A 24,024-nucleotide genomic window follows, 5' to 3' on the forward strand; every position below is an offset into this window, starting at 1 on the left:
AAGGCCGATGCTTTTTTTAGGATGTCGTTGTCCTGGCGCAGCTGGCGATTCTCGGCTTCCAGCTGCCGGATGCGTTGTTGCTCGGCCGTCAGCGGCAGTCCTGGTCCAGGCTGACCGGCTTGCTCGGCCTCAAACTGCTTGAGCCATTTGCGTACGTTGGTCTCGCCCAGCCCCATATCCCGGCAGACCTGTGCCACGCTCAGCCCTTGGTCTTTGATCATCTTGACGACTTGCAACTTGAAGCTGCTGTCGAAGGTTCTGCGTGTTTGTGTCATTGATTCATTTCCCTCAGAAGGTGGATTTACCACCTATTGAGGTGTCCGGGGAAATTGAACCACTACACCTGGCCGATTCCACCTGCGTAGATACCTTGAACCAACCCCGGCCGCAGAACGCGTCCGGGCTACGGAGACCGATCGTAGGTTGGCGTTGAGCGCAGCGAAGCCCAACATCAGCTCAAGCATCGATGGCGGTATGCGTCGCGTGGCGAATGTTGGGCTTCGCGCGCTCAACACCAACCTACGAAATCCCGTCTCAAGCGAGTAGGGCGGGTCGTTTGACCCGCGCAGGGGCATGTGTGGCGAGCCCATAGAGGTCGCGGGTTATGCCTCGTGGCTAACCCGTGCTACGGAGACTGAAACAAAACAGGGCGACATCGTCGCCCTGTTTGCATATCCAAACCATACCCAATGCTATTTGCGCTCCGCATCCGGTTCAAGCTCTGACTTGAAGCCTTGTCCGCCAAAGCGCGTCGTCAGTGCATCGAAACCGAGGTAGAGCACCGGCGTGACATACAGCGTGATCAGTTGCGAGAACAGCAACCCGCCGACGACTGATACGCCCAGCGGTTGGCGTAGCTCCGCACCCGCGCCGAGCCCGAGCGCAATCGGTAGTGCACCCATGATGGCGGCGAAGGTGGTCATCATGATCGGGCGGAACCGCAGCGCGCAGGCTTGGCGGATGGCTTCGAGCGGTGACAAGCCTTGGTTGCGCTGCGCCTCCAGCGCGAAGTCGATCATCATGATGGCGTTTTTCTTGACGATGCCGACCAGCAGCAGGATGCCGACCATGGCGATGAAGGTCAGCTCCAGCCCCAGTATCCGCAGCGCCAGCAGCGCGCCGATGGCGGCGGAGGGGATGCCGGCCAGGATGGTGACCGGGTGAATCCAGCTCTCGTACAGCACGCCCAGGATCACGTAGATCACCGCGATGGCGATCAGGATCAGCCACAGCTGGCTGGATTGCGATGACTGGAACACGGCAGCTTCGCCGGCGAATGCGCCGAATACATAGCTCGGCATGCCGATGGCGTGCTGCGCGTTTTGAATGGCGATGCTGGCGTCGGACAGCGATTTGCCGGCGGCCAGATTGAACGAGAGCGTAACGGCGGGCAGCTGGCCCTGATGGTTGACGGCGGTGGCGACTTGTTCGCGGACGACGTGGGCGAAGGCGGTGATCGGCACCAGCGTGCCGGTCTTGTTGGTGACGTAGAGCTTGTCGAGCGCGGATTCGTCGCGGCGGCTTTCTGGCGACAATTCCATGATCACCTGATAGCTGTCCTCGGGGTCGTAGATGGTCGATACCTGTTGCCCGCCATAGGCGGCGTAGAGCGTGCTCTTCAGCGTTTGGGTATCGATGCCGAGCAGCTGGGCTTTGTCGTGATCGATTTTCAGGGTGGCTTGCAGGCCGTTCTTTTGCGCATCGGTGTTGACGTCGGCGAGGACGTCCGACTGCCGCAGTTCAGCCAGCAGCTTGTCGGCCCATTGATCGAGGTCGTCGGCGCGGACCGATTGCAGCGTGTATTGATACGAGCTGCTGGCCGATCGGCCGCTGATGTTCAGGTTCTGGATCGGTTTGGCATAGAGCGTGAAGCCGGTGAGGCCGGCAGTGACTTTGCGCAGGCTGGCGATGACGTCTTTCATCTGCGCCCGTTCACCACGCGGTTTGAGCGAGATGAACATGCGGGTGGTGTTGCCGGTATCGACCCGCGAGACGACGGTGGCGACGTTGGGGTTATCGAAGGTGCGTTGCGAGACGATGCGCTGCATGGCGAGCAGGGCGTCGTAGGAGATGTCTTGCGGACCTTCGACGGTGGCTTGAATCTGGCCGATGTCTTCCTGCGGAAAGAAACCTTTGGGCGAGGCGGCGTAGATCCAGACCGTGCCGATGACCGTAGCCAGCGCGATCAGCAACACCAGCATGCGATGGCGCAACGCGATATCGAGCGAGTGGGTATAGCCGTGCAGGAGGCGGTTGAACAGGTTCTCGAACAAACGGCTCCACGCCGGTTCGTCCTTGGCGTGGGCATCGACCGGTTCGTGCTTGAGGAAGCGGCTGGCAAACAGTGGAATCAGCGTGAGCGATACAGCAGCCGAGACGGCAATGGCGAGCGTGACCACGACGGCGAATTCGTGGAACAGCTTGCCGATGGTGCCGGGCATGAAAAAGATCGGGATGAAGACGGCGATCAGCGAGATGGAGATCGAGATCACGGTGAAGCCGACTTCGCGCGCGCCTTTGACGGCTGCATCCATCGGGGCCATGCCTTCTTCGACGTGGCGGACGATGTTTTCCAGCACCACGATGGCATCGTCGACGACAAGGCCGACGGCGATGGTGAGGCCCATCAGCGAGATGTTGTCGAGGCTATAGCCCAGCCCGTACATCAGCGCGAAGGTGCCCAGCAGCGACACCGGCAAGCTGGCGGACGGAATCAGCGTGGCGCTGGCGCGGCGCAGGAACAGCAGGATGACCAGCACCACCAGCACGATGGTCAGCATCATGGTGAGCGTGACGTCGTGAATGGCATCGCGCACCGAGACTGAGCGGTCGTTCAGCACCTTGATCTGCACCGAGGCCGGCATCTGCGCTTTGAGCTGCGGCAGCGTCTTGCGGATGGTATCCACCGTGGCGACGACGTTGGCACCCGGTTGGCGCTGCACCGCAAGCACGATGGCGCGTTCGTTGTCGACCCAGCTGCTGGTGCGCAGGTTTTCGACGCTGTCTTCCACCTTGGCGACATCGCCAAGGCGCACGGGCTGGCCGTTGCGGGTGGCGATGATCACCTTGGCGAAGTCGGCCGCGTGCTTGAGGTTGGCATCGGCGTTCAGGATCAGTGTCTGGCGTTTGCCATCGAGCTGGCCAACTGGGGAGTTGGCGTTGGCGGCTTTGAGCGCGGCGGAGACGTCGGTGAGAGCAAGTCCGCGGGCGTTGAGTTGCTCCGGCTGGATCGAGACCCGCACGGCGTAGCGCGTCTGACCGAACACCTGCACCTGCGCGACGCCGTTGATGGTGGCAAGCGCGGGCGAGAGCAGGTTGTCGCCATAGGCATTCAGATCAGACAGCGCCATCGAGGGCGAGGTGATGCCGATCAAGAGGATGGCGGCATCGGCCGGGTTGACCTTGCGGTAACTCGGCGGGCTGGTCATGTCCGACGGCAGGCTGCGGTTGGCGCGGAACAGCGCGGCCTGCACATCGACGGCAGCGGCGTCGATATTGCGATCCGCATCGAATTCCAGCGTGATCGAGGTGTTGCCGAGCGTACTGCTGGAGGTTTGCGTGGCGAGGCCCGGAATGGTCGAGAACTGCTTTTCCAGTACGGTGGCGACCGAGGTGGCCATCGTTTCCGGGCTGGCGCCGGGCAGGTTGGCGCTGACGCTGATCGTCGGCGTGTCGTAGTTGGGCAGGGCGGCGATCGGCAGTTGGAACCACGCCGAAATGCCGGCGACGACAACGGCCAGCCACAGTAACAGAGTGGCAACCGGGCGATGGATGCAGAGGGCGGAAAGATTCATGGGCGCGCTGTCTTACTTCGCTTGGCGGGCCGGGGCGCTGGCTTCCTGCACGGTCATGCCGGTGCGCAGGTTCTGGCCGCCTTCGAGCACGACTTTGGTGCCGGGCTGCACGCCAGTCACGATGGCGCGTTCGTCGAACACCCGTACGAGCTGCACCGGCTGGCTCGCGGCCTTGCCATCGGCGACGCGATAGACGAATCGGCCGGATGGCCCGCTTTGCACGGCTTGCGCAGGCAGGACGACCGCATCGCGCGTGACGCCGGCATCCACGGACACCGGCATATACATGCCCGGCCAGAGCAGATGCTTGGGATTGGCGAATTCGGCCTTCATCGCGATGGTGCCGCTGGTGCTGTCGATGGTGTTATCGATAAAGGTCAATTTGCCGCTGAGCTTGTCCTGGCCAAGCTGGACGGAGACGTTCACCGGGCCGTTGGCTTGGGCGACGCGCACGGCGGTCAGGTCGTTCTCGGGCACGGAAAAGCGCACGGAGATCGGGTCGAGCTGGGTCAGCGTGACCAAGGGCTGAGTGCTGCCCGGTTGCACCAGGCTGCCGGGGTAGGCGTTGAGCGCGCCGGTACGGCCAGCGAATGGCGCGACGATGCGGCGATAGCTCAGGGTGACGCGAGCGCCGGTCGAATCGGCCCTGGCGGCGGCGATTTGCGCTTTGAGCGTATCCACTTTGGCTTGCGCGGCATCGATGGCGGTGGCGGAAACGAATCCCTTGGCGGCCAGTTCTTGCGAGCGGGCCAGATCGCGGTTGGCTTGTGAGAGCTGGGCTTGGTACTGGACGATGTTGGCGTCCATCTTTTGCAGGCTGCTGGCGGCCTCGCGGTCATCGATGCTGAACAGCAACTGGCCGGCTTTGACGTCGTCGCCTTCCTTGAAATGGATCGTGCGGAGGATACCGGCGTCTTGCGGGCGCAAGTCGACCTGATTCAGCGACAGCACGTGACCTTGTGCGGTCAGCACCACCGGCACGTCAGCCGTCGTCGCCTGCGTTGTGCGTACTTGGGTGGCGCGGACGGTGTTCGGCTTATCGGCCGTACGTTGGCAGGCAGTGAGGGCGAGGGCGCAGAGAAGGGGGAGGAGGACGAGGGTGTTTTTTTTATCAGTCATGCATGATTCCAGCGCGAACGCCGCGAGCGTAGCGCCAGATGATCAACGCCATGCCAACGGCCACGAATAAGCCAAAGCCCAGCACGATAACGTACATCGGTGGCAAGCCGTTTACAGCGAACTGGTCCATCACCGCTTCGGATGCCCCGGCCGGCACCGGGCCGCTGAAGAACTTCACCAGCAGGGCGTGAATGCCGACCATGATCAGGATGCCGATGTTCTCATTGAAGTTCTGCACCGCGATCGAATGCCCGGCGCCCATCAATAGATAGCCGCGATGCTGCAGCATGGCGTTCAGCGGCACGACGAAGAAACCAGATAGCGCGCCAACCGTGAACATCAACCAGCCCGCGATATGCGCATCGCGAATCAGCAACATGCTCATCACCAAAACGCCCATCGCAATGCCGGCCGGCAATACCGAGAACGCTTTTTTCAACGGCACGTAGCGGCCGGCGATCACCGCGCCGAATGCCGTACCGAAAGCGACCGTGGCGATCAGGATGGTGGCGGACTGCATGGAATAGTTCAGCCAGATCACCGCCCAGTTGAGCACCACCAGTCGCATGGTCGCGCCTGCGCCCCAGAATAAGGTGGTCACCGCCAGCGAGAGCTGTCCTTGCGGGTCTTGCCAGAGCCGTTTCAGACACTCGGCAAACTCATGCACCAACGCAATTGGCCGCCATTCGAGCGGCTTGAGTTGGACGTTGAGTTTGGGGATATAGAGATTGAGCCAGGATGCAGCGAGGTACAGCAGCAGGATCGTGCTGATGGCGAGAGTTGGGGCGCTGAGCCAGTCCGGCGTGGTGTAGGTATCCAGCCAACCGCCCACCGTGTCACCGGTCAGCACGCCGCCGAGCATGGTGCCGAAAATGATGGCGCCGACCGTTGCGCCTTCGAGCCAGCCATTGGCTTCAACGAGTTTTTCGTGTGGCAGGTATTCAGTGATCAGACCGTATTTGGCGGGCGAATAGGCGGCTGCGCCAAAGCCGACGATGGCATACGCCAGGATCGGCGGTGCGCCGATCAGCATCCCCACACAGCCGATCACCTTGATGCCGTTACAGATCATCATCGCCCGGCCCTTGTGCATTGAATCGGCAAAGGAGCCGGCAAACGGGGCGAGCACGACGTACGACACCGTGAAGGACCAGAGCAGCATCGACAAATGCCATTCCGGCGCCTGGTTTTCTTTTAGCAAGGCCAGTGCAGCAATGAACAACGCGTTGTCTGCGAGCGCCGACAGGAACTGCGCGCCAAGTATCAGGAAGAAACCACGATCCATTCGAGAGGCTGGGCTGAGATTAATCTCGGGGTTATATCACGATCTGCCCCGATCTGCTCTTTGTCAGGAACGCTCGTGATTAGAGATTGTCCGAACAGAGCCCTGTAAGGCACGTGCTATGATCGCACCCGAATTGTGGCTGGATCGCCACCCGGAATACCGTGGCGCTTGCCGTGGATGATGTGTCAGCGGGTGGTGCAAATCGCCACCTAGGAAGTCAATGGATACGCTTCAATATCTCCTCCCCATCTTTACCGATTACGGCTATCTGGCTGTTTTTCTGGTCTTGTTGCTGTGCGGTTTTGGCATCCCGATTCCAGAAGACATCACGCTGGTGGCCGGCGGCATCATTGCCGGACTGGGTTATGCCAATGTCCACGTGATGTTCCTGGTCGGCATGGCCGGCGTGCTGATCGGCGACACCATCATGTTCTCGGCCGGCCACCATTACGGCAAGGAAGTGCTCAAGTGGCGCTGGGTGGCGCACCTGCTCTCGCCAGCGCATTACGCCGGCGTACAAGATAAATACCGACGCTATGGCAACCGCGTGTTGTTCGTTGCCCGTTTCCTGCCCGGCCTGCGCTCGCCGATCTTTCTCTGTGCCGGGATGAGCCGGCAGATTCCGTACTGGCGCTTCCTGATGATGGACGGCTTTGCCGCGCTGATCAGTGCGCCGGTGTGGGTCTATCTCGGCTATTACGGTGCCTACCGGCGCGAGTGGCTGATGATGTGGCTCAAACGCGGCCAGACTGGCGTGATGCTGGTGGTGGTGGCGATCTTGATCGCCGTCGCCTTCTGGGCGTGGAAACGCTACAAGAAACGCCATCCTGATTCCGCCTGCTAGTCTTCTCTGCAAATCGCTTTTCGCCGAACCGCCCGGAGCCATCCCCGTCATGACGCGCCCCATTCTTGCCACCATCCATCTCGACGCTATCCGGCATAACTACGCCGTCATCAAGGCGCGTGCCGCGGGCAGCAAGGCGTTCGCGGTGGTCAAAGCCAACGGTTACGGCCACGGCTTGTTGCGCTGTGCGGCGGCACTGCCCGATGCCGATGGCTTTGCCACGCTGGAGTTCGATGGTGCGGTGAAACTGCGGGAGGAAGGCATCCGCCAGCCCATCCTGCTGCTGGAAGGCGTGTTCGATCAGGTGGAATTGGCCGAGGCCGCTCGCCAGGATTTCTGGATCGCCGTGCATAACGCTGAAGCGCTGGCGTGGCTGGAGCAGACCAAGCTCGCCAAGCCGGTGTACGTGTTCCTGAAGCTGAATACCGGCATGAACCGGCTTGGCTTTCCGGCGGAACAGGCACCCGAGCTGGTCGCCCGGCTCAAGGCTTGCCCGAACGTTGCTGGCATCACGCTCATGGCCCACTTTGCCTGTGCGGATGAGCCAGCCAAAGGCATCACCAACCAGCTGAATCGTTTTGAAACTGCCACGGCCGGGCTGAATCTGCCGGTCTCGTTGGCGAATTCCGCTGCCACTTTCGACTACCCCACTACTCATCGCGATTGGGTGCGCAATGGCATTGCGCTCTATGGTTCGAGCCCGTTCGGTCTGAGCAAGACGGCAGCGACACTCGGACTCAAGGCGGCGATGACGCTTTCGTCCGCCATCATCGGTATTCAAATGCTGCAGCCGGGTGATTCAGTCGGCTATGGCGCGATGTTTACTGCTGACAAGGCAATGCGCATCGGGATCGTCGCTTGCGGTTATGCCGATGGTTATCCGCGCCACGCGCCGAACGGCACACCAGTGCTCGTCGCCGGGCAGCGCTCTCGCTTGCTCGGCCGTATCTCGATGGACATGCTGGCCGTTGATCTCACCGACATCCCGCAGGCCCAGCTGGGCAGCGACGTTGAATTGTGGGGGCAAGCGTTGTCGATCGACGAAGTGGCCGCCGCCGCCGGCACCATCGGCTATGAATTGATGTGCGCGGTTGCGCCGCGAGCCCACATTCGCGTGGCATAAAGCGTGACCGTTCTTCGGGCTAAGTTGCTGTATGCAAGGGTCATTCACTCGTAAAGCGCAACAGCTTTCATTACAATCACCGGCTTAGCGAATTTCCGTCTTACCAACCCAACTAGGTTGCACCATGGCATTGATCGTCCAAAAATATGGCGGCACTTCGGTCGGCTCACCCGACCGGATCAAGAACGTCGCCCGCCGCGTCGCCAAGTTCAAGGCGCAGGGCCACGACATCGTCGTCGTTGTCTCCGCGATGAGCGGCGAAACCAACCGCCTGATCGCGCTCGCGAAGGAAGTCCAGGCCAATCCTGATCCGCGCGAGCTCGACGTGATCGTCTCGACCGGCGAGCAGGTCACCATCGGCCTGCTCGCCATGGCGCTGAAGGACGCCGGCATCGAAGCCAAGTCCTACACCGGCAGCCAGGTCAAGATCCTGACCGACTCCTTCCACACCAAAGCCCGCATCCAGTCGATCGACGATGCGCCGATGCGCGCCGACCTCAATGCAGGCCGCGTGGTCATCGTCGCCGGCTTCCAGGGTGTCGATCCTGAAGGCAACATCACCACGCTGGGCCGTGGCGGCTCGGATACCTCTGGCGTGGCGCTCGCCGCCGCCCTCAAGGCCGACGAATGCCAGATCTATACCGATGTCGACGGCGTTTACACCACCGACCCGCGCGTCGTGCCGGAAGCCAAAAAGCTCAAGACCATCACCTTTGAAGAAATGCTGGAAATGGCCAGCCTCGGCTCCAAGGTGCTGCAGATCCGCTCGGTCGAATTCGCCGGCAAATACAACGTGAAACTGCGCGTGTTGTCGTCCTTCCAGGAAGAAGGCGAGGGCACGCTGATTACCTTCGAGGAAGACCCGAACATGGAAAAGCCAGTCGTCTCCGGCATCGCCTTCAACCGTGACGAAGCCCGCATCAACGTGACCGGCGTGCCGGACAAACCCGGTATCGCCTACCAGATCCTCGGCCCGATCGCCGACGCCAACATCGACGTCGACATGATCATCCAGAACGTCGGCAAGGACGGCACCACCGATTTCAGCTTCACCGTGCCCAAGGGCGAATACGCCCGCACGATGAAAGTGCTGGACGGCGTGAAAGCCCACATCGGCGCACGTGAAGTCGATGGCGACGACAAGACCTGCAAGGTCTCCATCGTTGGCGTTGGCATGCGCTCGCATGTTGGCGTGGCTTCCACCATGTTCCGCACCCTGGCTGAAGAAGGCATCAACATCCAGATGATCTCGACCTCCGAAATCAAGATTTCGGTCATCGTCGACGAGAAATACCTGGAACTGGCCGTGCGCGTGCTGCACAAGGCATTCGGCCTGGATCAAGCTAAGTAACAGAGAATAAACGGTAATTCGCCGCAAGCCATCGGCGACGGGGCTTTAACCCCAAACCGTCATTTGACGGGTGCCGGATCGGCAGGTATGATCCGGCTTCCCTTGACGGAGATGTGGATGAGTGGCTGAAATCACCTCCCTGCTAAGGAGGCATACGGGCTTAAACCTGTATCGAGGGTTCGAATCCCTCCGTCTCCGCCAACGGTCAAATAGATAAACCCCTGATCTTAGTCAGGGGTTTTTCTATTTGCGGCGCCCAAATCCGCTACTCAAACATCGGGCGCTGCTGAGAAGGCCCGCTCAAGCGTCCTGCAGGGCGGGAAGGGCAAACACACACCACTGCCGCAATCGTTGGCGCGGCGCTGACGAGCGCAGCTGTGCGGACACGCCGAAGCGGTCGATTCCTCATCTAACAGCGATCCCATGTTGGCTTGTCTCGCGATATGAGAGTGCGCTCAAACTTCGTTTTCCATGCCCTGCGTGCAGTAAGCCCCACGTCGAATCTACCCCGCTTGCGAAGCGCATTTAATATCGGGTAACTGTCCATTTCCTTTCGTGTAAATAACCATTAAGCTGTCGAACTTCCCAGATTCCGTCTGCCGGTCGTCCATGCTCGACACCCTCCTCGCGTCCTTCGCCACCGCCTTCAGCCAAGCCAACCGGCTGCTTGAACTCCACTTCAGCGACGGCAGCGGCCCGGCCGCCGATACCCTGTTGCCGCATGTGTTAACCGGCTCAGGGCAGTTGTCGACCTGCTACCGCTACACGCTGCAATGTTTGTCCTCGGATGTGAGTCTGGAACTCAAGACCTTGTTGGGTCTGGGGGTGGAAGTCGGCATTCTCTCGGCCGACGGCGGCCGGCAGGTGATTACCGGCTTGGTGACTTCTGCCGAATTCGCCGGTTCCGATGGCGGTTTCAGCCGCTACGACCTGACCATCGAACCGCCACTGGCGCTGTTGCGGCAACGGACGACCAGCCGGGTGTTTCAGGACCTGTCCGTCCCCGCCATCGTCAAACAGATCCTCGACGAACACCTCGCCGGCAACCCGGCCCTCGCTGCCAGCTTTGCCGCCGAATTCGATTTATCCAAGACCTACCCGCAACGCTCCTATTGCGCCCAGTACCGTGAATCCGATCTGGATTTCATCCAGCGTCTGCTGGCGGAGGAAGGCATTGCCTATCGCTTCCGTTTTACCGCCGGGGATGCACCGGTCACGACCTTCGTGGCCTTCGATGATCCGTATCAACTCGATGCGGCCGAACAAGCCCGCATCCGCTTCCATCGCGCCGCCGCCACCGAAGCCGACGACACCCTGACCCAGTGGGGCGCGGTGCGGCAGATCACCCCCGGTCAGGTGCAACTGGCGAGTTTCGACTACAAGCCGGTCGATGCGCTCAAGGCGGAAGACGGCACCGCCGTCGATCATGGTGATGGCGGCCGGCAGGCGCAAAGCACCCTCATCCATTACGACGCACCGGGTGGTTACTTCGGCCAGGACAGCGACGATCTGTCGCGCTATGCGCAATTGCGCCAGCAAGCCTTCGATCGGGCGGCCAAGACGTTTAGTGGTGAAGGTACGGTGCGGTCGCTCAACATCGGCGAATGGTTCCAGCTCGACAGCCACCCGGCCCATGACGACGATGCGCCGGAGAATCGCCAGTTCACCGTCACCGGCCATACCCTCACTGCTTATAACAATCTGCCCGGTGAGCTGCAGCAGGGCGTGCGTGGTTTGTTGGCGCAGAGCGACAGCCCGGCGCAGCCGTTCAAGGTGCGGGTGGATGCCGTTCGCCGCGGCATTCCGCTCAATCCCGCCTTCGCCGACACCGACCACAGCAAACCCACCGCCCCCGGCCTGCAAACCGCCACTGTCGTTGGCCCCTCGGGCGAAGAGATTCATACCGATGCGATGGGCCGCATCAAGATCCAATTGCACTGGCAACGCCCGGACGAACATCCCCAAAGCGGCGCCAATCGTGACGACAACAGCAGCTGCTGGGTGCGAGTGGCTTACCCGAGTGCTGGCGACGGCTGGGGCACGCAACACATCCCGCGCGTGGGGCAGGAAGTGGTGGTGCAGTTCGTCGAGGGCGATATCGACCGGCCGCTGGTCACCGGCGTGCTGTTCAACGGCGCGCACCGCACACCGACCTTCAGTGGTGCGGGCTCCTTGCCGGCCAACAAGACGCTGTCCGGCCTCAAGAGCCAGGAATACAAAGGCAGCCAGTACAACGAACTGCTGTTCGATGACTCGACCGGCGAAGTCAGAACCAAGCTCTCCTCCGAGCATGGCAAGACCCAGCTCAATCAGGGCTACCTCACCCACCCACGAGCAGACGGCAAGGCCGAAGCGCGCGGGGAAGGATTTGAACTCCGTACCGACCGCCACGGCGCACTCCGCGCCGGCCATGGCTTATTGATCAGCGCGGACGCGAGAAACGGCGCGACCGGCAAACAACTCGACCGCAGCGAAGCGCAATCCCAACTCGATGCCGCCTTCGCCCTGGCACAAACCCTGAGCGACACCGCCACGCATCAACAGGCGGATACCACGGAAACGGGTAAAGACAACCTCACCGTCCAGAGCGACAACAGTGCCGGGCCGAAGAAGATCATCGGTCACCAGCAACATCTGAAAGACGCGCTGAAGAGCTGGGACAAGGGCAGCAACACCGACAAGGACGGCAAGAGCGGATCGCAAGACCAGGCCGGCCAGCAACCGATCCTCGTCCTCAGTGCCCCGGCGGGTATTGCCGCGACCACACCGCAAAGCCAGACCATTACTGCGGGCACCAATCTTGATCTGGTCGCGCAGCGCGACACCAACCAGACCTCTGGCCGTAGATGGCTGCATAACGTCGGGGAGCATATTTCGTTGTTCGTGGCGGGGGTGAAGGACAAGGTCTCCCTGAAGCTGATTGCGGCCAAGGGCAAAGTTCAAATGCAGGCGCAGGACGATTCGGTGGAGATTGCGGCGGCCAAGGACATCAGCCACGCAGCCCAAATCAATGCACTGATCAACGCTGGCAAGGAAGTGCTACTTACCTCCGGCGGCGCGTATATCCGCATCGCTGGCGGCAACATCGAGATCCATGCGCCGGGCAAGATTGATATCAAGGGGGCCAGCCAGAGCATGGGCGGGCCGGCGAGCATGAATTTGCCGCGACCGGATTTTCCTCTCGGCAAGCATCAGCTCGTGATCGAGCGCCAGTATCACGATGAAGAACCATTAAAGGGAGCGGATTATATTGCGACGTTCTCCGATGGTTCCGTCAAAAAAGGCTCGCTGGATGCCAATGGTCAAGCGCGCTTAAACGATGTACCGCCGGGGGCAGTGCAGGTGGAATTCGGGCCGGACAAACGCGGGTTCAAACGCAAAGATCAGCAATCCACGACGGGCTACAAGGAAACCCTGTCCGAAGCTGATATCCGCAAACTGATCGCCAAACACGGAGGAGCCTAAGCATGTCGGATGTCAGCACTGCTACGCTCAAAAAATGGGGCATGGACATTGGCGATGCCATTTGGGGGACCGTGCAAGGTGCCTTCAATGAGCGCCAAACTACGACGCAGGTCATTGTCGATGCCGCTATCGGAATGATTCCACTCGTGGGCGACGTGACCGCGGCGCGCGATTTGCTGGCCGTGAGTATCCGCCTCGTGCGTGAGCCGGCTCGACGCACTCAGGTCATGGAGTGGGTGCTGCTCACGATCTTGATCTTCGCACTGATTCCTGTTGCCGGCGGCGTCATCAAGGGGGTCGGCCGCCTCGCCATGCGCGTAGGCAAAGATGTCGCGGAGAACCACAAGATTCTGGCTGAAATCATTGGTTTTCTGAATCGCATGGGCCACGGCAATGCCGTGAAATGGCTGAAAGAGCTCGAAGTCCTGAAGTATGAAAAAGAGCTGGTCGCCAAATTCAAAGGCTTTTGTGAAAGCATCTCCACTGCTATTGGAGAAATACTGAAAGCCAGAATTGGTAAGATGCTGCCGGATAGACTGCGCAACGTGCTAATCAGTATTCGCGATGGCATGCTGATGTTGCGTGATCTTGGGGCCAAATATATTCCGGAAGGCTTGAAGGAATTCCATACCAAGCTGAAAGTACTGCAGGGCATGCTCTACAAGGGCGAAATACACATGCTCGCTACGGGTGAGAAACAGCTGACTCGCGAAGTAGAAGCTCACTTGATCGAAAAGGAAGTGAGAGCAGCTATTAAGGCGGGCAAATATCCACAAAATTTAGTGAGCGCAGTTAACAACCCGGAAAAAGCGGCTCAATTAGCAAGCCTTTTCGATCAAAAAAAGATAGCGCAAGGCTGGCCTGATTTGTTGCGAAAAGCGGAGCTACATCCGGGGTATGGAAATACTACATATTACAAACCCCTGAGCACCTTCTCCGGAAAAATTGATGCTTGGGCCGCTGAAGATTTTGCTGGCAAGACAATCTTTCGAAGTTTTGGAACCGGGAGCAAACTTGCGCCTCATCCAACGAATGCGCAAGGGTATTTTTGGGGCGTAGGTCATATGCCAGCTAGCGGTGAAGCATGGCGTGGCCCTTATGCAGTATTGGACGAATGGAATGGGAATGGCCTTATTGTCTTGGTCACATTTCCATCTGCCTCCATTATCAAGAAAGAACATGAACTTGAGGTCGCACTCAAAGGTTGGTTCGGCCAAGTATCAGAGCAATTTGGTGACCATATCCGATCGCAATATTTGGAAGGCGGTGGGCATCAAGTGGGTATTGGCGGGTTTCCAGCAAAGCTGGAAGCGGCAATCAAGGAGCTTGGTGAAGCTGCAAAAGCAGGGAAAGGCGGAGGTACCGCAGAAGTGATGGGCGTAAAGATTGAAGTCAAGGCCACCGGGTGGGTAGATGTGGAAGGTAAGCATGGTTATGCAGCCTCTGGTGAAGACGTATCGAAATACGCACAAGAGACACGACGACTTGAAGTGGACGAAGTTAAATCAAAATTGAGTAATCACCCGATTACCGCCGGCGCACGTGTTGCGAACCAAGCCGGTCAGCCGAGTCAGCAAGGCAAATGAATATGAATAATATGGAACGAGGCCGGAGACGGCGATTTTGGCTGCTCAAAAAATGGTCAAGTTATACGGTTTGGGAACATTACGCGACCGTGTTTGATGCTTTTGTCAAAGCATATGAAGAAGCCGTCGCTAATTGGCCGGAAGGCGAAGCGCCACCCGAAAGAAATCTGCGTTTTGCCTACGAAGCGCAGGAACTGTATCCGCAGGGTTTGGCTGCGCTAAAGCTTGGTGATCGCACCGTATGGCGCAATCGGGAAGACGGCTACCTTGGCCACGCAGCCTTTGCGGTCTTGCGGGCAACAGAAAGCATTACTTCTGAGGAAATCAATCGATATGACGGAGGGGAAAGGGGAACGCCCCGGTATGACAGCTGGACACCCCGTTTGGAGCAATTACGCCTTCTAAAGGAACAGGTATCACCACTTGGAGGCATTCTGGTTTACGAGCCTCAGCCAGCCTCTGACGCCAAACCAACGGCCGCATATGGGCTTGGTGATTATGACGTTAACGCCATTCTCGATGAAGATGCCCCTAGTATCGGTTTCACACCAGCGCTATGCCCGGCAGCCCCTGCAGTATCAGGAATACTGATAGAAAGCGGCGAATCCATTCCTGTCGATGGCATTTGGGAGCTTGCATTACCTGAACAGCCAGCTGGAAAAACGGATCGGCTTAACTATTTTCTGAAAAAAACCGTTGCGCCTTGGGTGAATGACCCAAGCAAGGGATACGTACCCGGTAAACAGTTTGTTCTGCCAGTGACTTGGCGCTTGGTTTGGGAAGACACCCGCTATCAAGACGGCAAAATCCCAGACGAGCTGGAGTATTTGAGTCCGACCTTAGATGAGCCTGAATCGGCAACCGCCACCTTGCCTGATGAGGCGCTTACCGGCCGCGTTGAAGGCAATCGGCCTTGCCCGCGTACCGGTTTTTGGTATACACCGGCCAAGCAGGATAGTCGTCAACGCTTTGAAAAGAACCAAAACATGCCGGTATTTTCAGAATCAAACTATGGCGCAACGATTTGGTATTGGGATGCAAATCAAGAGACAGATTAAGAACCTCTTTATTGATAGGCAATCGCCGCTACCGATTAAAGAGTGGGCATTTTCGATCATGCCAGAAGGCATGGAACGCGGGCGTAGACGCCTTTTCTGGTTGTTAAAAAAATGGTCTAGCTATACGGTATGGGAACACCATGCCAACGCCTTCGATGTATTCGTCAAAGCCTATGAAGACGCCGTTGCAAATTGGCCAGCAGGTGAGGCACCTCCTGAATTTAACCTGCACTTCGCTTATGAAGCGCAGGAGCTATACGCCCAAGGTTTGGCACTGCTCAAGCAAGGTAACCGCACGGTATGGCGCGATTGGGAGGACGGGTACTTATCCAAAGCAGAGTCAGCCTCGTTCAGGGCGATGGAAAGCATCACTTCGAAAGAATCGAATGAGTTATTTGGCGGAGAGCGAGGCCAGCCGCGTTACGATGATTGGACGCCACGCTTGGAGCAATTACGTTTGCTAAAGGAACAGGCAAGCCTGGCAGGCGTTTCGTTAGTTAGAGAGCCAACTGCCATGAAATATTATGGCAATGACAAGCCCCCGGCATTTTGCGGTGAATACTTTAGCGAAATGGATGCTGAAATTGATTCCACGGACCGCACAACGGGCTTGTTGCGTTTCGGCTATGCCCCTCTGAATTGCCCAGCCACGCCAGAGCTAAGCAATATCACCGTGAAGAGCGGCGAGCGTTTACCTTGCGATGGTATTTGGGAGCCTGTCTTTTCGAACCATCCATCAGGAAAAACGGATGCCCTGAATTATTTCCTGAAAGGGGCCAATGCACCGTGGGTGAGAGACCCCGAGCGTCGAGCCATGCACAAGGAGTTTGTACTCCCAATGACATGGCAGCTCGTTTGGGAAGATCGTCGTTACCTTGATTGCCAGGTTCCGGACGAGTCTGAATATCTTGATTCAGATTTTGGCCAAGAGAACCAAGAAGATACGCACGCATCACGCACCCAGCCTTCAATAACGCGGGTGGAGGGTAACCACTCCTGCCCACAGGCAGGGTTCTGGTACACCCCTGCCAGGCAAGACTCGCGTCGCAAGTATGAGCGTGGTGAATTGATGCCTGATTATCCTGAATCAAGCTACGGTGCAACAATCTGGTACTGGGATACGGACCAAACGACGCAATGAGAAATTTGAATTACAAGGCCTTGTGTATATCCAGTCTGTTTCTCAGCGTATCAGTTGTAGCTTGTGCCAATGATTTGCTGGGTACATTTGGTCATGATGCGACAGAGAATGCACAGACTCCCGTCTGGATGGTTACCCAGAATGGCCGATCATTCAATCTATACAGGCATGGCGATCATTCCAATCAAGCTGTGAAGTTACTCTCAGAGGCCGATAGAAAAGGCTTTTGGGAGAAGATGTGGTGGAAATCAACCTCATATACGCAAGCACAATGCATCGGTGCCGGTGAGCTTGTCCTGTGCTATGTGCCAAGCAAAGCCAGAAAAATGGAACGCAGTTTAAAAACACAGAAAAATGATTACTTTTACTATGATCCAATGTCCGGTGTCATGGAAGTCCACAAAATCAAATAAAAAGCGCTCACGCGCCCTCGGTTCAATGTATTCGTTGTGCCACGCTGCATAGGGTAATGCCCAGCTACAACCAAGGAAAACCAATGGGTTTTTGGTCAAATCTCTTCAAGAACAAATCTGAGCAATCACCAGAACGCATCTCCGCAGCCGCTAACGTGGAGTCCGACGTCGATGCGGACACCCTATTAGCCGAGCCAATCGCTGCCTTGCAAAACGGCCAGCTGGAAGAGGCCATTCGTTTGGCCGCACCGTTTCTTGATTCTGCACGTGCCGATGTCTGCGCAGATGCTTTCCGCCTGGGCGCATTGGCAAAAAGCCGATTGCAGGATTGGCCAGCCGCATTCAATGACTGGCTGGCACTTTTTGAGCTGGAGCCGACCTCCCACAATGCTTTGCAATTGGCATCGGCTTCGGTGATGTGCGGCGAGGTTGCGCGTGGCGAGGCGTGGTTTGCCAAATACCGCGAAATCGATGAAAAAACGCCGTCGTTCCCGCTTGTTTCGGCAACGACCAATTTCATCTCGGCATGCAATCAAAGCGGTCACGTACAAGCCGCGTTACCTTATCTCGAATGGATGCGCGATTTGTATCGGCATGTGGGGATTACCGACGATACCTTTCTCTATCTGCGTGGCGTGCCATTTCTATCCACTTTCCTTGAAAACAGCGGCCCGATGATCGCGGCGATCTTGCCGCCGGCAGAATTCAAAGCGTGGTTTGAACAAATGATCCCGGAGCTGGATGAGGATGGCGGGGCGATGGTGCGCAATTGGCTGGATCAGCAAGCCGCGCCTATCGATTCACCCGTGTCTTGATCCCGCGCCAATCCAGTCCAAGCAAATCCAATCGTTCAATCGTTTCGATTCGCCATACCCAATAACGTCATAACGGAAAAAAACCGATGTCCACCCCACTCAAGGCCCTCGTCGGCAAGTTGACCCCCACTGCCCGCAGCGCGGTTGAAGACGCAGCCAGCCGCGCTGTTGCCCGCACGCATTTCGAAGTGGAAATCGAGCACGTGCTGCTGGCCTTGCTGGATCAGACCGATAACGCCTTCAGCGCTGCGTTGCGAGCTGGCGGCGTGCCGGTCAGCAGTCTGGAGCGGGAGCTGGATGATGCGTTGGCGCAATTCAAGACCGGCAATACGCGCAATCCGGTGTTGTCCGGCTGGGTGCCGAAGTGGCTGGAAAAAGCCTGGCTGATCGCCGGGGCGGAGTGTGGCGAAGACAGCATCTCCAGCCTTGATCTGCTGCTGGCGCTGGTCGGGGATGACGCGTTGCGCAGCTCGCTCAACGGTGCCGCATCGCCGTTAGCCAAACTGGATATCAAGGCGCTGCGCAGCGGTTATGCGGCATTGCGTCGGCATGGCGGCGAGGACAGCAACGGCGTGCCGACGGGTACGGCGGAGGCCACTGAAACCGCACCCGCACCGCAAGCGACCAGCAAACGCGGCACGCCGGGGCTGGATAAATACACCATTGATCTCACCGCCCAAGCCCGCGCCGGCAAGATCGACCCGGTGCTGGGGCGCGATGGCGAAATCCGCCAGATGACCGACATCCTGCTGCGCCGCCGCCAGAACAACCCGATCCTCACCGGTGAGCCGGGCGTGGGTAAAACCGCGGTGGTGGAAGGGCTGGCGCTCAAGATCGTGCGCGGTGAAGTACCGCCAGCCTTGCTGGGCATTACCGTGCGTACGCTTGATCTGGGCTTGCTGCAGGCCGGTGCGAGCGTGAAGGGCGAATTCGAGAACCGGCTGCGCCAGGTGATCGACGAGGTGAAAGCCAGCCCGACCCCGATCATTCTGTTCATCGATGAGGCTCACACCATGATCGGCGCAGGTGGTCAGGCGGGTCAGAACGATGCGGCCAATTTGCTCAAGCCGGCCTTGGCGCGGGGGGAGCTGCGCACCGTCGCGGCAACCACGTGGGCCGAATACAAAAAGTATTTCGAGAAAGACGCCGCACTGGCGCGTCGTTTCCAGGTGGTGAAGGTCGATGAGCCGGCCCCGGAAATCGCCGTGCAGATGGTGCGCGGCGTGGCCGAGGCGATGGCGGTGCACCACAAGGTCGACATCCTCAACGAGGCCGTGACTGCGGCGGTCAATTTGTCCAGCCGTTACATCGTCGGCCGCCAATTGCCGGACAAGGCGATCAGCGTGCTCGATACCGCCTGCGCCCGCGTCGCCTTGTCGCGCGCCGGCCGCCCCGGCCCGGTGGAAGACGTGGAGGCGCTGATCGCCAATATTGATCGCGAACTCGCGGCATTGGGCCGCGAAGAAGGCCACGGTGAGCGCATTAGCGAACTCGAAGCGCAGCGCGCCGATCTGGAAGGCGATCTGGCCAAGTTGCATGCCGCGTGGGACACACAAAAGAAGCTGGTCGACGAGATCGACGAGCTGCGCAAAAAGGTCAGCGAAGCCAAGCCAGCCAAGGGCAAGAAGCCGAGCCCGCTGCAGGCAAAGCGCAACGAGCTGCGTGAACTGCACAAAACCTTGCCGCTGGCATTCGAATGCGTGGATGAAAACGTGATCGCCGATGTGATCTCCGGCTGGACCGGCATTCCGCTCGGCCGCATGGTCAACAACGAGCTGGCGCAGGTGCAGAAACTCGCCGGCCTGCTGGCGGAACGGGTGATCGGCCAAGACCACGCGCTGGCGCAGATCGCCGAGCGTGTGCAGATCGCCAAGGCCAATCTGGAAGACCCCGGCAAGCCCAAGGGCGTGTTCATGCTGGTCGGCCCGTCCGGCGTCGGCAAGACGGAAACGGCGCTGGCGCTAGCGGAGTCGCTCTACGGCGGCGAGCGCAATCTGATCACCATCAATATGTCCGAATACCAGGAGGCGCATAGCGTCTCTGGTCTGAAGGGCTCGCCGCCCGGCTATGTGGGCTATGGCGAAGGCGGCGTGCTGACCGAGGCGGTGCGGCGCAAACCGTATTCGGTAGTGCTGCTCGATGAGGTCGAAAAGGCCCACCCGGATGTGATGGAGTTGTTCTTCCAGGTGTTCGACAAGGGCTTGCTGGAAGACTCCGAAGGCCGCGAGGTCGATTTCAAGAACACCATCATCCTGCTCACCTCCAACGCCGGCACCGATCTGGTGATGCGGGCGGTGGATCATGGTGTAACGCCGGCCGAGGGCGACGAGCCACGTGATCCGACCGCCGACGATCTGGTGGAAATCCTGCGCCCCACGCTGCAGAAAGTATTCAAACCCGCCTTCCTCGGCCGCCTGACCGTGGTGCCGTACTTCCCGGTCAGTGACGATGTGCTGAAGAAGATCGTTGCGCTCAAGCTGGACAAGATCCGCCGCCGCATTGAAATCAACCACGGTGCCAAGGTCGAGTTCCCGGATGAGCTGGTCGAACTGGTGACGAACCGCTGCTACGACGTGGACAGCGGCGCGCGCGATGCCGATGCCATCCTCACCCGCACGGTGCTGGCGCGGATTTCCGCCGATCTGCTGGACCGGATGGCGGCTGGCAAGCCGGTGAAGAAGATTGTGGTGACTATCAAGGGCGATGAGTTGAAGGTGAAGTTGACTTGATGCCGCGTGTTTTGAGGTAAGGCAGACACAACAAGACCCGCTGATGCGGGCCTTGTTGTTGGCGGAGGTTTTGTAGAATGGCTTGAGCGTGAGCGATACCCATCGTGGCAAGGCGTCATGTCGCTGATGGGTATCGCTCACGCTCAATCCATCCTACGAAGCGCTTTTAGTCCCCTCGCCCTCGCGTGCAAGGCTTTAGCCTTGCTCAGCTATTGGTGGGAGAGGGGAGAAACCCGCTGCTGCCATTGTGTGAGAACGTGTTGGGTGGAGACAAAAAATGCCAACGCCCGCAGCAGCGGGCGTTGGCACGAATGCACGGAGCAAATCACTCCCGCCGAATATCCAGCAGCTCCTTCAGCTGCCCCAGCGTCGAATCATCCTTGATCACCGCTTGCAGCCATTCTTCCAGCGGCATTTCTGCCCAGCGTGCTGCCCGTTCGGCCAGCAGGGCGACGGGGCTGTGGGGTTCGCTGGTGCGGAAGTAATGCGCTACTTCACGCAGTTGGCGAACCGCATCGGCGCGGTTGCGGACCGGGCCGCCGCTCACGGCGGGCGCGGCGGCTGAAGTTGCGGCAGCAGGTGCGTGCGCGTCGGCTTCCGGCGCGGCGGTTTTTTCAGCTGATGTAACGCTGGCTTCACCGGGGCGACCGCCGCATTGCTCCAGCAGGCCGTTCACTACTTCACTGTAAGCGTTCAGCGCGGCGCGGATTTCGGATACGTTGGCGGCGGCATGACCAAAGCGTTCGTCGTTCTTCGCGTCGAATTCAGCATAAGCATCGCGTGCTTCGGCCACATCGGCGGAGAGCTTGAGGTAGAAAGCCAAGCCGGAGTGCAGCGCGCTCTTGTCGAACTGCTCACCAGAGAGCTTGCCCTCGGCCATCGCTTTCTCGCGTGATTCCGGGTCTTTGCGGCCCAGGTTTTCCACATCGCGGGATTCCTGCCAGCGATACCAGTCATACCCACCGTGTTGCTGCGCGGTCAGCGGAATCTGGCGGATGGCTTGGCCCAATTGCGTGTTCAGCCATTCCAGCTTGCCGACGCGCTCGTCCAGATCGTCCGGGTCGAGTTCGGGATAGGCGCTTTCCCAGTAACGATCCAGCAGGCCGGCGGCCACGCGCAGGCCAAACGTCACCCCGGTGAAGCCTTCGGTCTTGGCGAGCGCTTCGCCATACCAGACCGCCAACTGCAAATCCTTGCTCTTGCTGATCAGGGCGTCTTCGGCCAGCTTTTTGGCTTTCGGCCATTCCGCGCTTTTGACGGAAACCGCCCAATCGCCGAGGGCCAGCGCAGGGTCGTCGGCGCGGCGGGCTTCGCGAATCTGGTCAAACAGCGGCGAGTAGCCAAGGTCTTCACCGGCTGGCCGCTCTGCGCTCACCGGGGCGAGCAGTTGTTCGAGTCTGTCTTGCATGGCTTGATCCATTTTGTGATTCCTGTGTTAGCGCCTATCCGGTACCTGTTCCCTCTCCCACTTGTGGGAGAGGGTTAGGGTGAGGGGAGACCAATCTGCGGCTACAACTGCACCCTCTCCCCCGCCCCTCTCCCACACGTGGGAGAGGGGAGAAGGCCTTTGGCGGGGGCTAGCCTTTATCCGTGCTCGGCGCGCTCGAAATCAGCGCAGCGCCGCAAGCGGTCTTGTGCCCATCCAGCGCCACTGCCACGCCGCCATCCACCGTCCAGGTCGGTTCGGCTTCGACGATGCTGTTGGTGCCGTGGCCGGGCATCGGGCAGGTGACGGTATCGCCCAGACGTGCCACGGGCTTGCCCATGACAGTGGTGCTGGGGGATGCGCTGACCACGGTGCCGCCATGGCTGGTCGAGTCACCCAATCGAACTACTTTTTTCATGCTGAAGCCTCCATGGCTGGGGTAAGTACGCACACATTCAAGGTGTCCTGACCGTCGAAGTCGGCCGTGACCACCGGGCTTTGCAGCGCGGCGACCCGCATCGCCGCAACGGCCAGCGAGAGGGCTGCGCGGGCCGCGCCGACATCCTGTTGCTCGACGACCAGATTGCTCGCTTCATCGATCGGATTGAGTTCGCAGCCGAAATAGCTCAAGGCACTGGCAATGGCGGCCAGCCGGCCACCGCCGCAATCCACGCCGCCGCTGTTGTGCACCAGCCAGCCGATTTCCGGTGTTGGCGGTTCCGTATCGGCCGGTGGCGGATCGAACGGCAGATCGCGCAGGCGGGCATTGATCAGCGCGGCTTCCAGCGTGGTCTGGATTTGCCGCGTCAGCGCATTGCCTTTGCCCAAGCCATCGGCTTTATAAAGCTGCTTGGCCCCGAACAGTGCGGCGACCGGGGCCAGTTCCAACAGGCCGGCTTGCAGCACTGGCGGCACGCGGCCCCAGGCGACTTGTGCGGCTTCGCGCCCGTGTTGCTGCTCCCAATACGGTTGGTAAGGATCGGCGCCCGGGCTGGCCGGCAGCTCGTCAGCATAAGTCGTCGCCAGCCCCGGCCGGCTGAACAGGCTGATGGCAACCGCCTGCCCCGGCTTGCCATGCCAGCGTTGGTAGTCGCGTTCGGCCTGAGAGGGCTCATCGCTAAATTCATCGGCTGGTTCGGCCAGCCCTAGCGGCGAATCGCAACCCAGCAACAGCGCGGCGGGCAGGCCGGGATCGTTGCCGAACAAGGCCAGCAGCCGATCCGGAATCGGGCCGCTGCCGGGCAGGAACTTGCAATCGGGCTGCGCGGGGGCCCGTGTCACGGCGGTGTTGGCAATCGCGGCTTGCCAAGCGGTCTTCACCAGCTCGATCTGGGTGACGCCATCCTGCTTCTGGCTCGGTAACAGGTAAACCGGCAGCCAGGCGGCGGCTGGGGTGGCGCTGAACAGTTGCTCGAAGGTCTGTTGCAGCGGGGCGGACAGTGCCGGTTGCCAGCCCGCGCCTTGCGCTTCGGCGGCATCGCTTTCGAGCACGATGCAATGCGGTTGCGCGTCGTCATACCAAGCGGGCACCGGGGCGGTGCTGGCCAGCCAGACGCCACGGCAATCCAGATGCACGCGTCTGGCTTGCAGCTCGGCTTCATGCGTCTCTCGCGCTGCCTTGATCCGCGCGGCTTGTTCGGCGGCTTGGGCATCGATGGCCGCTTGGGCTGCAACTGCCGCACGTTTCTCCCGCCAGCGCCGCCACAGCACCACGACCGTCATCAGGATGATGGGCACCAGGATATGCAGGGAGATCAGCGTGGGCACGCTCAGCCGGCGCAAATCCACCGGCAGCACAAACCACACCAGTGCCCACCAGGCCGCCGTCAGCCCGCCAAAGAAAAAAAGGTTAAGAAACATGCGCGTAATCCAATG

The 24,024-nt window shown here is 59.6% G+C and carries 17 protein-coding genes and 1 tRNA gene; 11 read left to right on the forward strand and 7 right to left on the reverse strand.

Features of this window, described 5'->3' with window-relative positions:
- The 4 genes from BR41_RS08140 to lplT form a co-directional block, all read right to left on the reverse strand.
- The coding region (locus BR41_RS08140) for an IS3 family transposase (protein WP_035055075.1) at nucleotides 1-275 on the reverse strand (275 nt) is incomplete at its 3' end.
- A 417-nt stretch (nucleotides 276-692) separates the two neighbouring features.
- On the reverse strand, nucleotides 693-3,794 hold the full coding sequence (locus tag BR41_RS08145; RefSeq protein WP_035055077.1) for an efflux RND transporter permease subunit: 3,102 nt from the start codon (nucleotides 3,792-3,794) through the stop codon (nucleotides 693-695).
- A gap of 12 nt (nucleotides 3,795-3,806) precedes the next feature.
- The gene (locus tag BR41_RS08150; protein ID WP_051710494.1) at nucleotides 3,807-4,913 is read right to left on the reverse strand and encodes an efflux RND transporter periplasmic adaptor subunit; all 1,107 of its coding nucleotides are present in this window, start codon (nucleotides 4,911-4,913) and stop codon (nucleotides 3,807-3,809) included.
- Nucleotides 4,906-6,198 carry a lysophospholipid transporter LplT gene (lplT, locus tag BR41_RS08155; protein ID WP_035055079.1) on the reverse strand — a complete coding sequence of 431 codons (1,293 nt, stop codon included), beginning with the start codon at nucleotides 6,196-6,198 and terminating at the stop codon, nucleotides 4,906-4,908. The genes BR41_RS08150 and lplT overlap by 8 nt, the downstream gene beginning before the upstream one ends.
- A 220-nt stretch (nucleotides 6,199-6,418) precedes the next feature.
- Between lplT and BR41_RS08160 the strand changes: the two genes are divergently transcribed.
- The 11 genes from BR41_RS08160 (at nucleotide 6,419) to tssH (ending at nucleotide 20,723) form a co-directional block, all read left to right on the forward strand.
- Nucleotides 6,419-7,042: a DedA family protein gene (locus tag BR41_RS08160; RefSeq protein ID WP_035055081.1), complete on the forward strand. Its 624-nt coding sequence runs from the start codon at nucleotides 6,419-6,421 to the stop codon at nucleotides 7,040-7,042.
- A 49-nt stretch (nucleotides 7,043-7,091) separates the two neighbouring features.
- On the forward strand, nucleotides 7,092-8,165 hold the full coding sequence (gene alr, locus BR41_RS08165; protein WP_035055084.1) for an alanine racemase: 1,074 nt from the start codon (nucleotides 7,092-7,094) through the stop codon (nucleotides 8,163-8,165).
- A gap of 124 nt (nucleotides 8,166-8,289) precedes the next feature.
- Nucleotides 8,290-9,516 (forward strand): aspartate kinase, encoded by a 1,227-nt coding sequence (locus tag BR41_RS08170; protein ID WP_035055087.1) that lies wholly within the window; start codon nucleotides 8,290-8,292, stop codon nucleotides 9,514-9,516.
- Nucleotides 9,517-9,623: 107 nt separating this feature from the next.
- Nucleotides 9,624-9,717 (forward strand) — tRNA-Ser (locus BR41_RS08175).
- A 408-nt stretch (nucleotides 9,718-10,125) separates the two neighbouring features.
- A complete protein-coding gene (locus BR41_RS08180) occupies nucleotides 10,126-12,981 on the forward strand; it encodes a type VI secretion system Vgr family protein (protein ID WP_084186929.1) in 2,856 nt (951 codons plus the stop codon).
- A 2-nt stretch (nucleotides 12,982-12,983) separates the two neighbouring features.
- Nucleotides 12,984-14,567 carry a hypothetical protein gene (locus BR41_RS08185; RefSeq protein WP_035055089.1) on the forward strand — a complete coding sequence of 528 codons (1,584 nt, stop codon included), beginning with the start codon at nucleotides 12,984-12,986 and terminating at the stop codon, nucleotides 14,565-14,567.
- Nucleotides 14,564-15,625 (forward strand): Imm72 family immunity protein, encoded by a 1,062-nt coding sequence (locus tag BR41_RS23570; RefSeq protein WP_084186930.1) that lies wholly within the window; start codon nucleotides 14,564-14,566, stop codon nucleotides 15,623-15,625. The genes BR41_RS08185 and BR41_RS23570 overlap by 4 nt, the downstream gene beginning before the upstream one ends.
- Nucleotides 15,579-16,766, forward strand: coding sequence for an Imm72 family immunity protein (locus tag BR41_RS08190; protein WP_169741271.1), 1,188 nt, complete (start codon nucleotides 15,579-15,581; stop codon nucleotides 16,764-16,766). Before BR41_RS23570 ends, BR41_RS08190 begins: the two co-directional genes overlap by 47 nt.
- Nucleotides 16,763-17,179 (forward strand): hypothetical protein, encoded by a 417-nt coding sequence (locus BR41_RS24085; RefSeq protein WP_156970611.1) that lies wholly within the window; start codon nucleotides 16,763-16,765, stop codon nucleotides 17,177-17,179. The genes BR41_RS08190 and BR41_RS24085 overlap by 4 nt, the downstream gene beginning before the upstream one ends.
- 83 nt (nucleotides 17,180-17,262) lie before the next feature.
- Nucleotides 17,263-17,994 carry a tetratricopeptide repeat protein gene (locus BR41_RS08195; RefSeq protein WP_035055093.1) on the forward strand — a complete coding sequence of 244 codons (732 nt, stop codon included), beginning with the start codon at nucleotides 17,263-17,265 and terminating at the stop codon, nucleotides 17,992-17,994.
- Nucleotides 17,995-18,080: 86 nt separating this feature from the next.
- On the forward strand, nucleotides 18,081-20,723 hold the full coding sequence (gene tssH / locus BR41_RS08200) for a type VI secretion system ATPase TssH (protein WP_035055096.1): 2,643 nt from the start codon (nucleotides 18,081-18,083) through the stop codon (nucleotides 20,721-20,723).
- 325 nt (nucleotides 20,724-21,048) lie between these two features.
- Here the strand turns inward: tssH and tssA are convergent, their stop codons facing one another.
- The 3 genes from tssA to BR41_RS08215 form a co-directional block, all read right to left on the reverse strand.
- The gene (gene tssA, locus BR41_RS08205) at nucleotides 21,049-22,131 is read right to left on the reverse strand and encodes a type VI secretion system protein TssA (RefSeq protein ID WP_035055556.1); all 1,083 of its coding nucleotides are present in this window, start codon (nucleotides 22,129-22,131) and stop codon (nucleotides 21,049-21,051) included.
- A gap of 169 nt (nucleotides 22,132-22,300) precedes the next feature.
- Nucleotides 22,301-22,567: a PAAR domain-containing protein gene (locus BR41_RS08210; RefSeq protein ID WP_035055098.1), complete on the reverse strand. Its 267-nt coding sequence runs from the start codon at nucleotides 22,565-22,567 to the stop codon at nucleotides 22,301-22,303.
- Nucleotides 22,564-24,009 (reverse strand): hypothetical protein, encoded by a 1,446-nt coding sequence (locus BR41_RS08215; RefSeq protein WP_035055100.1) that lies wholly within the window; start codon nucleotides 24,007-24,009, stop codon nucleotides 22,564-22,566. The genes BR41_RS08210 and BR41_RS08215 overlap by 4 nt, the downstream gene beginning before the upstream one ends.
- Nucleotides 24,010-24,024 lie beyond the last annotated feature (15 nt).

This window comes from Andreprevotia chitinilytica DSM 18519, from assembly GCF_000711875.1.
In the GTDB taxonomy this organism is placed as follows: domain Bacteria; phylum Pseudomonadota; class Gammaproteobacteria; order Burkholderiales; family Chitinibacteraceae; genus Andreprevotia; species Andreprevotia chitinilytica.

What these genes read in the sequence shown, in the direction of transcription:
- BR41_RS08195 (WP_035055093.1), top strand. Translation starts at nt 17,263, where the DNA reads ATGGGTTTTTGGTCAAATCTCTTCAAGAACAAATCTGAGCAATCACCA.
- BR41_RS08160 (WP_035055081.1), top strand. Translation starts at nt 6,419, where the DNA reads ATGGATACGCTTCAATATCTCCTCCCCATCTTTACCGATTACGGCTAT.
- BR41_RS08185 (WP_035055089.1), top strand. Translation starts at nt 12,984, where the DNA reads ATGTCGGATGTCAGCACTGCTACGCTCAAAAAATGGGGCATGGACATT.
- BR41_RS08215 (WP_035055100.1), bottom strand. Translation starts at nt 24,009, where the DNA reads ATGTTTCTTAACCTTTTTTTCTTTGGCGGGCTGACGGCGGCCTGGTGG.
- tssH (WP_035055096.1), top strand. Translation starts at nt 18,081, where the DNA reads ATGTCCACCCCACTCAAGGCCCTCGTCGGCAAGTTGACCCCCACTGCC.
- BR41_RS08145 (WP_035055077.1), bottom strand. Translation starts at nt 3,794, where the DNA reads ATGAATCTTTCCGCCCTCTGCATCCATCGCCCGGTTGCCACTCTGTTA.
- alr (WP_035055084.1), top strand. Translation starts at nt 7,092, where the DNA reads ATGACGCGCCCCATTCTTGCCACCATCCATCTCGACGCTATCCGGCAT.
- BR41_RS24085 (WP_156970611.1), top strand. Translation starts at nt 16,763, where the DNA reads ATGAGAAATTTGAATTACAAGGCCTTGTGTATATCCAGTCTGTTTCTC.
- BR41_RS08150 (WP_051710494.1), bottom strand. Translation starts at nt 4,913, where the DNA reads ATGACTGATAAAAAAAACACCCTCGTCCTCCTCCCCCTTCTCTGCGCC.
- BR41_RS08210 (WP_035055098.1), bottom strand. Translation starts at nt 22,567, where the DNA reads ATGAAAAAAGTAGTTCGATTGGGTGACTCGACCAGCCATGGCGGCACC.
- tssA (WP_035055556.1), bottom strand. Translation starts at nt 22,131, where the DNA reads ATGCAAGACAGACTCGAACAACTGCTCGCCCCGGTGAGCGCAGAGCGG.
- BR41_RS08190 (WP_169741271.1), top strand. Translation starts at nt 15,579, where the DNA reads ATGGCGCAACGATTTGGTATTGGGATGCAAATCAAGAGACAGATTAAG.
- BR41_RS08170 (WP_035055087.1), top strand. Translation starts at nt 8,290, where the DNA reads ATGGCATTGATCGTCCAAAAATATGGCGGCACTTCGGTCGGCTCACCC.
- lplT (WP_035055079.1), bottom strand. Translation starts at nt 6,198, where the DNA reads ATGGATCGTGGTTTCTTCCTGATACTTGGCGCGCAGTTCCTGTCGGCG.
- BR41_RS08180 (WP_084186929.1), top strand. Translation starts at nt 10,126, where the DNA reads ATGCTCGACACCCTCCTCGCGTCCTTCGCCACCGCCTTCAGCCAAGCC.
- BR41_RS23570 (WP_084186930.1), top strand. Translation starts at nt 14,564, where the DNA reads ATGAATATGAATAATATGGAACGAGGCCGGAGACGGCGATTTTGGCTG.